The following is a 12,734-nucleotide window of genomic DNA, read 5'->3' as shown; positions in this document are numbered from 1 at the left end:
GCGACCGCTCACACCTCGGCTGGGAAGTCGACCCCGACCCCTGCGAGGCGTGCATGCCCCCAGTCGTCCCGGCCGTCCTCGAGAGCAACGCCGCCCCGCGCGGCGGTGCCGCGGCACAGTTCACCAGCGCCTACGGCGCGCTGTCCCGGGAGGTCCGCGACGCGGGACTGCTGCGCCGGGCGTACGGCTACTACCTCGCCGTCGCCGTCGCACTCGCCGTCGCGCTCGGCGGGGTCGTGACCGCGTTCGTCCTGCTGGGCGACTCCTGGTTCCAGCTGCTGGTCGCCGCCGTGCTCGGAGTGGTGCTGACCCAGCTCGCCTTCCTCACGCACGAGACCGCGCACCGGCAGGTCTTCGCGTCCGGGCCGCTCAACGACCGGGTCGGGCGCATCCTCGCCAACGCCGTCGTCGGGATCAGCTACTCGTGGTGGATGACGAAGCACACGCGCCACCACGCCAACCCCAACCACGTGGGCAAGGACCCCGACGTCGCCCCCGGCGTCATCTCCTTCACCGCGGAGGCGGCCGCCGACCACCGCGGGTTCCTGGGCGCGATCACCCGCCGGCAAGGGTGGCTGTTCTTCCCGCTGCTCACCCTCGAGGGGCTCAACCTGCACGTCACGGCCGTGCGGTCGCTGATGACCGGACCGCCGGAGGACCGCGGGGCCCGACGGCGCGAGCTCGCCACCATCCTGGTGCGCCTGACCGTCTACGTCGCCGTGATCTTCTGGTGGCTGCCGCTCGGGCTCGGGTTCGCGTTCCTCGGCGTCCAGCTCGCTGTCTTCGGCGTCTACATGGGCGCGACGTTCGCGCCCAACCACAAAGGCATGACGATGATCCCCGAGGGCAGCCGCATCGACTTCCTGTCGAAGCAGGTGCTGACGTCCCGCAACGTGACCGGAGGCGCCTGGATGAGCGTGCTGATGGGCGGCCTCAACCTCCAGGTCGAGCACCACCTCTTCCCCAGCATGCCCCGCCCGCACCTGGCGCGGGCCCGGCTGATCGTCCGCGAGCACTGCGCGCGGCTCGGCATGCCGTACACCGAGACCTCGCTGCTGCGCTCGTACGCGATCGTCGTGCGCTACCTCAACGAGGTGGGGCTGGCCGCCCGCGACCCGTTCGACTGCCCGATGCGGCAGCAGCTCGGGCGGCGCTGACCGCCCTCGGTCCGCTCGCCGGCGTCACCCGTGCCGGTGGCGCCGGCAGCGTGCCTCGTACGACTCGGCGCCACCCACGTGACCCGAGGTCGGGGCCAGCGCGTCGTCGTCGCCCGTGGGCACTGCCTCGAGCCGCACGTGGAAGGCCGCGTCCCGGCCGCAGACCGCGCACACCGCGGTGAGCTTGGTGACCGACTCGGCGACGGCGACGAGGTCGGCCACCGGCTGGAAGGCGCGGCCGTCGAACGTCACCGACAGCCCCGCCACGACGACCACCAGGCCGGCGTCGGCCAGGGCCGTCGCGACGTCCACCAGGTCCGGGCCGAAGAACTGCGCCTCGTCGACCGCCACCAGCTCCGTGCCGTCGGCGACGAGCGCCAGGATCTGGCCGGCCTCGCCCACGCTCCGGGACGGCACCTCGAGCCCGGAGTGCGACGCGACCCGGCCCGGCCCGCTGCGGGTGTCGAGCTCGTGCCCGACGACGAGCACCCCGCGCCGCGCGACCTGCGCGCGGTGCACCCGGCGCACCAGCTCCTCGGTCTTGCCGGCGAACATCGGGCCGGCGATCACCTCGAGCCGCCCCATGCGCCCGTCGTCCGTGGTTCTCGGCATGGTCACCAGTCAAGCACCCGGCTAGCGTGGCGGGCGTGACCGACGACGCACGCACGGTGATGTTCCTCCACGGGCTCGGTGCGAGCCCTTCGTCCTGGGACGCCCAGCTCACAGCGCTGCCGCCGGGGTACACCGGCTTCGCGCCCCCCGTCCCGGGGATCACAGGGGCCGCGCGCACACCTTTCACGGTCCAGGGGGCGGCACGGTCCCTCGTCGACGATCTGGACGCGCGCAACCTCGACAGGGTGCACCTGTGCGGTCTGTCGCTCGGGGCCATGACGGCGACCCAGCTCGCCCTGGACCACCCCGACCGCGTGGCGTCGCTGGTGCTGTCCGGCACCCAGGTGCGCCCGAACCCCGTGCTCATGGCCGTGCAGCGGGGCGTGATCAGGCTGCTACCAGAGCGGGTCGCCGCCGGGATGGGGCTCACCAAGGCCGACTGGCTCGCCGTGCTGCGGTCGATCAGCCGGGTCGACACGGTGCCGCGCCTGCGCGAGATCCACGTGCCCACGCTCGTCCTGTGCGGCTCCCGCGACGTCGCGAACCTGCCCGCCGCCCGCCGCCTCGCACACGAGGTCCCCGGCGCCCGGCTGCAGGTGGTCCCCGGCGCAGGCCACCCGTGGAACGAGCAGCACCCCGAGAGCTTCTCGGCGACGCTCAGCGAGTTCTACGGCCGCCTGGACGACGAGCGGGCGATCGTCCCGGACGCCTGACGACGGCGGGCCCGAACCTGCGTTCGGGCCCGCCGTCGTCTGGCGGTCACTCGGTGCCGGTCACTCGGTGCCGGTCACTCGGTGCCGGTCACTCGGTGCCGGTCACTCGGTGCCGGTCACTCCCGCGGCCGTAGCCTCCCCAGCACCCGGCTGAGCAGACCTCGGTGCTCCGGCTCCTTTGCGCGCTCGGCGCGGCGCCTTCTTCACAGGCTTCTCGGCGGGCTGCTCCGGGGCGGGCTCCGCCTCCGGCTTCCGCTCGGGCAGCTCGATGAGCGTCTCCGGGGCGACGGGCGTCACCGCCGGCGCCTCCACCGGCTCGGGGAGCACGACCGGGGCGGGGGCTTCGGCGGCGGGAGCCTCCGCAACCGGGGCGCCGCCCTTCGCCACGTCCTCGGCAGCGTCGTCGGCACCGTCCTTGGCCTCGTGCTCGTGCGCGTGAGCCGCCGCGGCCGCGATCGTCGCGAGCGTGGCCTTGACAGCCTCGCGCGCCTCGGACCTGTCCTCGGGCAACGTCGGCACCTCGGCCGCCGGGGCCGAGGCCGCGGGCTCCGCCTGCTTGCCGCCGCGCTTGCGGCGCGAGCGCTTCGAGCCGTCGGCCTGGTCGCCGTCACCGTGCTGGTGCGGAGCGCCCTTCTCGATCGGCTCGCTGTGCACGATGAACCCGCGACCCTTGCAGTGCTCGCAGGTCTCCGAAAAAGCTTCGACCAGGCCCTGGCCCACGCGCTTGCGGGTCATCTGCACCAGGCCGAGCGAGGTGACCTCCGCCACCTGGTGCTTGGTGCGGTCGCGGCCCAGGCACTCCACCAGCCGGCGGAGCACCAGGTCGCGGTTCGACTCGAGCACCATGTCGATGAAGTCGATGACGACGATGCCGCCGATGTCGCGCAGCCGCAGCTGGCGCACGATCTCCTCGGCCGCCTCGAGGTTGTTCCTGGTGACGGTCTCCTCGAGGGTGCCGCCCGCGCCGGTGAACTTACCGGTGTTGACGTCGATGACCGTCATCGCCTCGGTGCGGTCGATGACGAGCGAGCCGCCCGAGGGCAGCCAGACCTTGCGGTCCATGCCCTTGGCGAGCTGCTCGTCCACGCGGTGCACGGCGAACACGTCGGTGTTCTCGGTCCACTTGGTCACGCGCTCGCGCAGGTCCGGGGCGAGCTCGTCGACGTACTGCGAGATCTCGTCCCACGCCCCGCCCTGGATCTGCAGGGACGTGAAGTCGTCGTTGAAGATGTCGCGCACCACGCGGATCGCGAGGTCGGGCTCCCCCTGCAGCAGCGCCGGGGCGCTGGCGGAGGCGGACTTCTTCTCGATCGAGGCCCACTGCGCCTCCAGCCGCTCGACGTCGGCACGCAGCTCGGTCTCGCTCGCCCCCTCCGCGGCGGTGCGCACGATGACGCCCGCACCCTCGGGCACGACGTCGCGCAGGATCTTCTTGAGCCGGCTGCGCTCGGTGTCGGGCAGCTTGCGGCTGATCCCGGTCATGCCGCCACCGGGCACGAACACGAGGTAGCGGCCGGCGAGCGTGACCTGCGAGGTGAGGCGCGCGCCCTTGTGACCGATCGGGTCCTTCGTGACCTGGACCAGCACCGAGTCGCCCGACTTCAGGGCCTCCTCGATGCGGCGCGGCTGGCCCTCGAGGCCCGCAGCGTCCCAGTTCACCTCGCCGGCGTACAGGACGGCGTTGCGCCCCTTGCCGACGTCGACGAACGCGGCCTCCATGCTGGGCAGCACGTTCTGCACGCGGCCGAGGTAGACGTTGCCCACCATCGACGCCTGCGACTGCTGGGACACGTAGTGCTCCACGAGCACGCCGTCCTCGAGCACGGCGATCTGGGTGCGCCCGTCGCGCTCCCGCACCACCATCGACCGGGTGACGGACTCGCGGCGGGCGAGGAACTCCGACTCCGTGATGATCTGGCGGCGGCGGCCCGCGTCGCGGCCCTCGCGGCGGCGCTGACGCTTCGCCTCGAGACGCGTCGAGCCCTTGAGCGCCGTGACCTCGTCGCGGTCGCGGGTGCGCGCCACGGCGGCCTCCGCACGCTCCGCGCGGGTCCCCCGGCGACGGCGGCGGCGCCGACGGCTCGAGGCGGACTCCCCGCCCTCCTCGTCGTCGCCCTGCTCGTCGGCGTGGTCCTCGCCCTGCTCGTCGGCGCGCTCGTCCGCGTCCGCGTCGGCAGTGCGGTCGTCGTCGGCCGCGTCCTCGTCCGACCCGTCCTCGTCGCCCTCGGCGTCGTCCTCGGGGCGGCGACCGCCGCGACGGCCCCGGCCACCCCGCCGACGACGGCGGCGGGGGCGGATCTCGTCGTCCTCGCTGTCCTCGTCGCTCAGGTCCTCCGGGCTCAGGTCGACGAGCTCGACGCCTTCGGCCACGAGCTCGGACTCGATCGCGCCGACCTCCTCGACCGCGGCGGCCTCGTCCTCGCTCAGCTCGACCTCGGCCGCGGTCTGCTCGGCCGCGGGCGCCTCGGCCGAGGCCTGCTCGGCAACAGGTGCCCCGGCCGGCGTCGCGTCCTCGCCGGGCTGGTCAGCCGTCGTCTCGACCGCGGGCTCGTCCACGGGAGCATCCGGGGCGGCCTGCTCGCGCTTGGCTGCCCGCGACCCGCGGGTCGACCGCGCGGACCGGGTGCGCGCCGACCTCGCCGACCCGCCCGTCGTCGTCTCCTCGGCCGCCGCTCCGGCCGCGGGGCCGGCGGTCGACGTGCCGGTCTCCTCGGCCGCCGGGGCGGCTGCGGCCTCCGTCTCCTCGTGCGGGCGCGGCGGGCCGGCCGGTGCCTGCGCCCGGCGAGACCGGCGCGAGGTCGAGAGGTCCGGCGCCTGGAACAGGACCGCCGTCGTCGCGAGACGCGGCGTCACCGACCCACCGCCCCTGGCGGCGGGCGAGCGGGGCGCGGCCGGCTCCTGCGCTGCCGGCTCAGCCGTCTCCTGCTTCGCGGCGACCGCGTCGGCCTTGGCCGTGGCAGCCTTCTTGCGCGGGGAGGCCTTCTTCGGCGCCTTCGTCACCGTGGTCTTCTCGGTGGTCTTCTCGGTGGACTTCTCAGCGACCTTCTCGGCGGGCTGCTCGACAGGCTGCTCGGCGTCGGTGACGGCGCCGTCCGCCGCGGGCGCCGGCTCGGCGGCGCGGCGAGCGCGGGTCCTGGTGCCGGATGCGGCACGGCCCTTGGCGGGCGCAGCGGGCGCCTGCTCGGCCTCGGGCTCGGCCTCGGCAGCGGCCGGGGAGGCGGGCTCCGCCTCGACGGCGGTCTGCGCTGCGCCGGAGCGGGTGGCTCGGCGACGGCTCCGGGCGGGCTTCTGCGCGACGGCGTCGCTCTCGTCGGCACGACCGTCGGGCCCCTCGGGCAGGACGATGTCGGCCAGCGACGCGGTGCCGGCAGATGCCTCGGAACGGGTCCCGGCGCGCTCCGGCAGCACCAGGTCGGCAAGGGCGGACGCGGCGGGCTCCGGTGCCGCAGGCGCGGCGGCCGGCTGCTCGGCGGCCGGCTGCTCGGCGGCCGGCTGCTCGGCGGCCGGCTGCTCGGCGGCCGGCGCGGTCGGGGCCGCGCTGGGGCGCGTGGCACGGCGGCGGGCGGGCTTGCGCGCCGGTGTGGAAGCGGGGGTCTCGACCTGCTCGCGGGCTGCGTCGGTCGGGGTGTCGGACGTCACGGAAGGCGCTCCAGCTCCGGCGGTCCCGCCCCCACACGTGCGGACCACCGGTGGTCGTCGTCGGACGGCGGCGCTGCTCAGCGCACCGGCCGACGGAAGTCTCGGTTCCGGCTGCGGCACCGCGCTCGTCGCGGACGCCCGCCGCCCGGCCTCGTGCCTGGCGGCGGCATCGCGTGCGGATCGCGAGTGCTGCGAGCTCGTGGGCCGCCCCGGGATGTGGGCCCGGACGGCTTCGGACCAGTATCGCATCCTGCGCGCACCACCGCGTGACCCGACGCCGCACGTCGCCGTCCGGGATCACCCGGCTTGACTTGTGAAGACCTTCACGACTTAGATCGTGAAAGTCTTCACTAACCTCGTCCCGGGATCGCGACCGTCGTGGTCGTGCGCTTGCCGGGCGGTGGTCCTACCGTCGGAAGACGACCCGGTCGAGCCCAGGAGAACCCGTGGACCCCCTCGCACTGGCACGGTGGCAGTTCGCCATCACCACCGTCTACCACTTCATCTTCGTGCCCCTGACGATCGGCCTCGCGCCGTTGGTCGCCGGGATGCAGACCGCGTGGGTCGTCACCAAGAAGGAGCGCTGGCTCCGGCTGACGAAGTTCTTCGGCAAGCTCATGCTCATCAACTTCGCCCTGGGCGTGGTCACCGGTATCTGGCAGGAGTTCCAGTTCGGTATGGCCTGGAGCGAGTACTCCCGGTTCGTGGGCGACGTCTTCGGGGCTCCCCTCGCGATGGAGGCCCTGGCGGCGTTCTTCGTCGAGTCCGTCTTCCTGGGCCTGTGGATCTTCGGCTGGGACCGCGTGTCGAAGAAGGTGCACCTCGCGTCCATCTGGCTGTTCGCGCTCGCGACGAACCTCTCGGCCTTCTTCATCCTCGCGGCGAACTCGTGGATGCAGCACCCGGTGGGCACGATCTACAACGAGGAGACCGGGCGCGCCGAGATGGAGTCGATCGGCGCGGTGCTCACCAACAACACGCTGTGGGCCGCGTTCCCGCACACCATCGCCGCCGCGTTCCTCACCGCCGGCACCTTCGTCTGCGGCATCGCGACGTGGTGGATGGTGCGGCTCGTGCGCAGCAAGAGGCCCGAGAACGTCGAGAAGGCCCGCACCGTGTACCGACCGGCGGTGCTGGTCGGCGTGTGGACCATGATCATCGCCGGCGCGGGCGTCATCTGGTCCGGCGACCTCCAGGGCAAGCTCATGTACGAGCAGCAGCCCGGCAAGATGTCGTCGGCCGAGGCCCTCTGCGAGGGCACCGAGGCCGCGGAGTTCTCCATCCTCGCGGTCGGCCCCCTGTACGCGGGGTGCGAGGACGTGGACCACCTGATCTCCGTGCCCGGCGTCACCAGCTTCCTCGGCACCGGCCACTTCTCCGGCCCCGAGTCGTACCTGCCCGGCGTCTACGACGTCCAGGAGCAGTACACCGAGCGGTACGGCGACGTCACCGCGTCGGGCGAGCCCGTCACCTACACCCCGCCGCTGGCCGTCACGTACTGGTCGTTCCGGCTCATGATCGGCCTGGCGGTGTTCTCCCTGGCGCTCGCGCTGGCGGCGCTGTGGGCCACCCGCAAGGGCCGGGTGAGCGACAACGTGTGGCTCTCCAGGCTGGGCCTCGTCGCCATCCCCACGCCGTTCCTGGCCTGCTCGTTCGGGTGGATCTTCACGGAGGTGGGCCGTCAGCCCTGGGTGGTGGCGCCCAACCCGACGGGGATCGACCAGGTGCGGCTGCTCACCGAGCGCGGCGTGTCCACGGCGGTGCCGGCGGGCGTGATCCTCACGTCGATGATCGTGCTCACGCTCGTCTACGCGGTCCTCGCCGTCGTCTGGTACCGCCTCATGCACCGGTACGCGGTCGAGGGCGTCCCGGACTCCGTCCGCGACGAGTCGCCGGAGGCGCAGGAGCCCGACGACACCGACCGTCCGCTGTCCTTCGCGTACTGAGCATCGCCAAGTATCGAGTGCCGAGAACGAGACTGGGAGACCCATGGACCTCGCGATCCTCTGGTTCGTCATCATCGCCGTCCTGTGGACGGGCTACCTCGTGCTCGAGGGCTTCGACTTCGGCGTCGGCATGCTGCTGTCGATCCTGCCGCGCGGCGGCAAGGAGCAGCGCGACAAGGAGCGTCGCGTCCTCATCAACACCATCGGCCCGGTGTGGGACGGCAACGAGGTCTGGCTGCTCACGGCCGGCGGCGCCACCTTCGCCGCCTTCCCCGAGTGGTACGCCACGATGTTCTCCGGCTTCTACCTGCCGCTGCTGATCATCCTGCTGGGCCTCATCGCGCGCGGCGTCGCGTTCGAGTACCGCGGCAAGATCTCCGACGCACGGTGGGTACGCCGGTGCGACGTCGCCATCCAGGCCGGGTCGTGGATCCCCGCGATCATGTGGGGAGTCGCCTTCGGCAACCTCGTGCGCGGGCTGCTGCTCGACGCCGACCACCAGTACGTCGGCGGCTTCTGGGCCCTGCTCAACCCGTTCGCCCTCGCGGGCGGGCTCACCACCCTCGTGCTGTTCCTGCTGCACGGCAGCGTCTTCGTCGCGCTCAAGACCGACGGTGACGTCCGGGTGCGCGCGGGCCGGCTCGCGTCCGCGCTCTCGGTCGTCGCGCTCGTCGTGGCCGGCGGCTGGGCGGTCTGGGCCCAGGTCGCCTACTCGGTGACGTGGACGTGGGCGGCCGTCGCGGTCGCCGCGCTTGCCCTGGTGGGCGTCGTCGTCGCGGCACGGGCGCGCCGAGAAGGGGTGGCGTTCACGCTGTCGGCGGTCGCCATCGCGAGCGCCGTCGTGCTGATCTTCGGCTCCATGTATCCCGACGTCATCCCCGCCCTCGACGGGGGCGAGGCCCTCACGGTGGCCGAGGCCGCCTCGACGCCGTACACGCTCACCGTGATGTCGTGGGTGGCCGTGGTGCTCACGCCGGTCGTCATCGCCTACCAGGCGTGGACGTACTGGGTCTTCCGGCGCCGGCTGTCCAGCAAGGACATCCCCGCCCCGGCGGGGTTGTCCTGGCAGAAGATCAAGGACGCGGCATTCTGACGCCGTGAAGCCCCTCGACCCGCGCCTCCTGCGGCGTGCGCGCGCCGCCCGCTGGTACGTCGCCCTGACCGCCGCTCTCGGCGTCGCCGCCGCCGGCGCCCTCGTGCTGCAGGCGTTCGCCATCGCGCACGCCCTCGGCCCCGCCGTCACGGCGGGCAGCGCGGGCACTCCCCTCGCCCTGTCCGACGTCGCGCCGTGGCTCGGCGCGCTGGTCGCCACGATCGCCGCCCGGGCCGCGATCGCCTGGGCGCAGGAGCGGTACGCGCAGAAGGCGGCGGCCGACGTCGTGGCCGAGCTGCGCGAGCAGGTGGTGGCGCACACGGTGGCGCTGGGCCCGCGGCCCGCCGGCGAGGGCGGCGCCGCCGCGACCGCCACGCTCGCCACGCGCGGGCTGGACGACCTGGGCCCCTACCTCGTGCGGTACCTGCCGCAGCTGCTGCTCACGGCGATCGTCACCCCGGTGCTGGTGCTGGTCGTGCTCGGGCTCGACTGGGTCTCCGCCCTGATCTGCGTCGTGACGCTGCCGCTGGTGCCGCTGTTCATGTGGCTGGTCGGGGTCATGACCGCGGGCGCGTCCGAACGTCGGCTGCACACGATCGAGCGCCTCGGGGCGCAGGTGCTCGACCTGCTGGCCGGGCTGCCGACCCTGCGGGCCTTCGGGCGCGAGATCGGCCCCGGCGCCCGCGTGCGCGCCCTCGGGGACGCGTCGCGGCGCGCCACCATGGGCACGCTGCGCATCGCGTTCCTGTCGGGGATGGTGCTGGAGCTGCTCACCACGCTGTCCGTCGCGATCGTCGCCGTCGGCGTCGGGCTCCGCCTCGTCGAAGGGATGATCGCGCTCGTGCCCGCCATCGCCGTCCTCGTGCTCGCGCCCGAGGTGTACCTGCCGCTGCGCCGCGTGGGCGCCGAGTTCCACTCCTCCACCGACGGCCTCGCCGCCGCGGAGCGTGCCTTCACGGTCCTGGAGCGGCCGCTGCCCGCGGCCGGCACGGCGACGGCGCCGGCCCTCGCCGGCGCGACCCTCGTGCTCGACGGGGTAGGCGTGCGGGCCGGTGACCGCGCCGTCCTCGCGCCCGCCGGCCTCACGGCCCGGGTGCCGCTGGGCACCGGCCGGCCCGGCGGCGGTCGCGTCGTCGCGCTGCGCGGCCCCAGCGGCGCCGGCAAGTCGACGACGGCGCTGGTGCTCCTGGGGCTGCTGCGCCCCGACGAGGGGCGGGTGCTGGTGGAGACCGCCCCGCACGAGGCTCCCGTCGATCTCGCCGACCTCGACCCGGCCACATGGTGGCCGCAGGTCACGTGGGTGCCCCAGCGACCCACCCTCGTCGCCGGCACGGTGCGCGACGCCGTGACGGACGGACGCCCGGTGACCGCCGACGCCCTGGAGGCGGCGGCGCGGACCACCGGCCTGCACGACGTCGTCGCCGGGCTGCCGCAGGGGTGGGACACCCCGGTGGGCCTGGGCGGCACCGGGCTGAGCGTCGGGCAGCGGCAGCGGGTGGCGCTCGCGGCCGCGCTGCTCGACGGCGGGGCCCCGGGAGGCGCCGCTCCCCCACCGCTCGTGCTGCTCGACGAGCCCACCGCGCACCTCGACGCCCGCGGGGAGCAGGTCGTGCTCGACACGGTGCGCGCCTGGCGCGCCGCCGGCCGCACGGTGGTGGTCGTCGCGCACCGCGCCTCGCTGCTCGCGCTCGCCGACCAGGTCGTCGACGTCGCCTCGCGCACCGTCGGTCCGGTCGAGGCGGTGGTCTCATGAGGCCCGCCGCCCGTCCCGCCGACCCGCTGCGCCAGGTGCTGCCGATGCTCGAGGTCCGCTGGACCCGCGTGGCCCGTGCGGTCGCGCTGGGCACGCTGGCGCTCGGCTTCTCGGTGGGCCTGGCCGCCGCGGCGGCGTGGCTCGTCGCCCGCGCCTCCCAGATGCCGCCGGTGCTGCAGCTCTCGGTCGCCGTCGTCGCGGTGCGCGCGTTCGGCACCGGCCGCGGCGTGCTGCGCTACCTCGAACGGCTCGCCTCCCACGACGTGGCGTTGCGCGGCATGGCCGCCCTGCGCGCCAACCTCTACGACGCCCTCGCCCGCGGCCCCGTCACTCGGGTGATTGCGCTGCGCCGGGGCGACCTGCTCGCCCGCGTGGGTGCCGACGTCGACGCGGTGGGCGACGTCGTCGTGCGCGCCTGGATCCCCGCCGGGGTGGCGGCCTGCGTGGGGCTCGGCTCCGTGATCCTGGTCGGGGCGTTCCTTCCCTCCGCCGGGGCCACCCTGCTCGGCTGCCTGCTGCTCACGGGCGTGCTGGCGCCATGGCTCGCGTCCCGCGCCGCGGCGTCGGTCGAGCGCCGGGGCGCGGCGGCCCGGGCGGAGGTGACGGGACGCGCCCTGGAGCTGCTCGAGGACGGTCAGCAGCTGCGGGTCGCGGGCCGGCTCGACGGCCGCCGGGCGGGGCTGCGGGCCGCCGACGCCCGGCTCACCCGCACCACCGACGACGGCGCCCGCGTCTCCGGCACGTCGGCCGCCATCGACGCGGGGGCGCAGACCCTCGCCGTGCTGTGCTCGCTGCTGCTCGGGATCCCCGCCGTCGCGGCGGGCACGCTCACGCCTGTCGAGCTGGCGGTCGTCGTGCTCACGCCGCTGGCCGTCTTCGAGGCCACGTCGACGCTGCCGGCCGCCGCGGTCCAGCTGCGGCGGTCGCGGGAGGCGGCGCGGCGGCTCGTCGCCCTGCTCCCCGCCCTGTCGGGAGCCCCGACCACCGTGGTGCACCCGGCGTCCGACAGCCCGTTCGACGCGACCCCCGTGTCGGGAGCACCGCCCACCCCGGCGGGCCAGGGGGCCGACATGCTGCTCCGGCTCGACGGCGTGGATGCCGGCTGGGCGGACCGCACGGTCGTCGCGGGCGTCGACCTCGCGCTGCCGCCGGGCGCCGTCGTCGCGCTGGCCGGCCCGTCGGGCGTGGGCAAGACGACGCTGCTGCTGACCGCGGCGGGCCTGCTGCCGGCGCGCTCCGGCGCCGTCCGGGTCGGCGACGGCGGCGCGCTCTTCGTCGCGGAGGACGGCCACCTGTTCGGCACCACCGTGCTGGAGAACCTCCGCGTCGCGCGGCCGGACCTGTCCGAGGACGACGCGCGCGCCGCGCTGGCCGCCGTCGGCCTCGACGCCTGGCTCGACGCCCTGCCCGACGGCGCGGACACGATGCTGGGTCCCGACGGCGCGGACGTCTCCGGCGGCGAGCGGCGCCGGCTGCTGGTCGCCCGGGCGCTGCTCGCCCCGGCCGGGGTGCTGCTCGTCGACGAGCCCGCCGAGCACCTCGACGCCGCCACCGCCGACGCCCTGGTCGCCACCCTCGCCGCGCACGCCCGCGAGACCGGGCGGGCGGTGGTCGTCGCGTCGCACCGGCTCACGCCGCTCGCGGTCGCGGACGAGGTGCTGCTGCTCGGCATCTCGTCCGCGACCGGGGGCCGCGCCGCGCGGGTCGTGGCCCGCGGCCCGCACGCCGCGCTGCGGCGCGACGAGCCGGCCTACGCGTGGGCGGCCGACCAGGAGCGGGCCGGCGAAGCCAGGGTCCTCCCAGGGTGATGCCGGATGCCGG

At 74.8% G+C, this 12,734-nt stretch carries 8 protein-coding genes; 6 read left to right on the top strand and 2 right to left on the bottom strand.

Going from position 1 to position 12,734, the window contains the following annotated elements:
* The first annotated feature begins 53 nt into the window (after nucleotides 1-53).
* Entirely contained in the window at nucleotides 54-1,157 is a 1,104-nt protein-coding gene (locus B5Y66_RS12040; RefSeq protein ID WP_079574738.1) for a fatty acid desaturase family protein, read from the top strand.
* A 24-nt stretch (nucleotides 1,158-1,181) separates the two neighbouring features.
* Here B5Y66_RS12040 and B5Y66_RS12035 read toward each other — a convergent pair whose 3' ends face one another.
* On the bottom strand, nucleotides 1,182-1,769 hold the full coding sequence (locus B5Y66_RS12035) for a thymidine kinase (RefSeq protein WP_079575012.1): 588 nt from the start codon (nucleotides 1,767-1,769) through the stop codon (nucleotides 1,182-1,184).
* Between the two features lie 35 nt (nucleotides 1,770-1,804).
* Here B5Y66_RS12035 and B5Y66_RS12030 point away from each other — a divergent pair, with 35 nt between their 5' ends.
* Nucleotides 1,805-2,482, top strand: a complete 678-nt coding sequence (locus B5Y66_RS12030; RefSeq protein WP_139820862.1) for an alpha/beta fold hydrolase — start codon at nucleotides 1,805-1,807, stop codon at nucleotides 2,480-2,482.
* A 102-nt stretch (nucleotides 2,483-2,584) separates the two neighbouring features.
* Here B5Y66_RS12030 and B5Y66_RS12025 read toward each other — a convergent pair whose 3' ends face one another.
* A complete protein-coding gene (locus tag B5Y66_RS12025) occupies nucleotides 2,585-6,121 on the bottom strand; it encodes an Rne/Rng family ribonuclease (protein WP_245807075.1) in 3,537 nt (1,178 codons plus the stop codon).
* 446 nt (nucleotides 6,122-6,567) lie between these two features.
* On the opposite strand from B5Y66_RS12025, the gene B5Y66_RS12020 reads away from it, so the two are divergent.
* The 4 genes from B5Y66_RS12020 to cydC are packed head-to-tail and all read left to right on the top strand — an operon-like array spanning nucleotide 6,568 to nucleotide 12,721.
* On the top strand, nucleotides 6,568-8,067 hold the full coding sequence (locus tag B5Y66_RS12020; protein ID WP_079574736.1) for a cytochrome ubiquinol oxidase subunit I: 1,500 nt from the start codon (nucleotides 6,568-6,570) through the stop codon (nucleotides 8,065-8,067).
* Nucleotides 8,068-8,110: 43 nt separating this feature from the next.
* Nucleotides 8,111-9,160 carry a cytochrome d ubiquinol oxidase subunit II gene (cydB, locus tag B5Y66_RS12015; RefSeq protein ID WP_079574735.1) on the top strand — a complete coding sequence of 350 codons (1,050 nt, stop codon included), beginning with the start codon at nucleotides 8,111-8,113 and terminating at the stop codon, nucleotides 9,158-9,160.
* Between the two features lie 4 nt (nucleotides 9,161-9,164).
* A complete protein-coding gene (gene cydD, locus B5Y66_RS12010; RefSeq protein ID WP_079574734.1) occupies nucleotides 9,165-10,913 on the top strand; it encodes a thiol reductant ABC exporter subunit CydD in 1,749 nt (582 codons plus the stop codon).
* Nucleotides 10,910-12,721, top strand: coding sequence for a thiol reductant ABC exporter subunit CydC (cydC, locus tag B5Y66_RS12005; protein ID WP_079574733.1), 1,812 nt, complete (start codon nucleotides 10,910-10,912; stop codon nucleotides 12,719-12,721). The genes cydD and cydC overlap by 4 nt, the downstream gene beginning before the upstream one ends.
* The last annotated feature ends 13 nt before the right edge of the window (nucleotides 12,722-12,734 follow it).

It is taken from the genome of Krasilnikoviella flava (genome assembly GCF_900167525.1).
GTDB lineage: Bacteria > Actinomycetota > Actinomycetes > Actinomycetales > Cellulomonadaceae > Isoptericola > Isoptericola flavus.
This window is presented reverse-complemented; position numbering and strand designations above follow the sequence as displayed.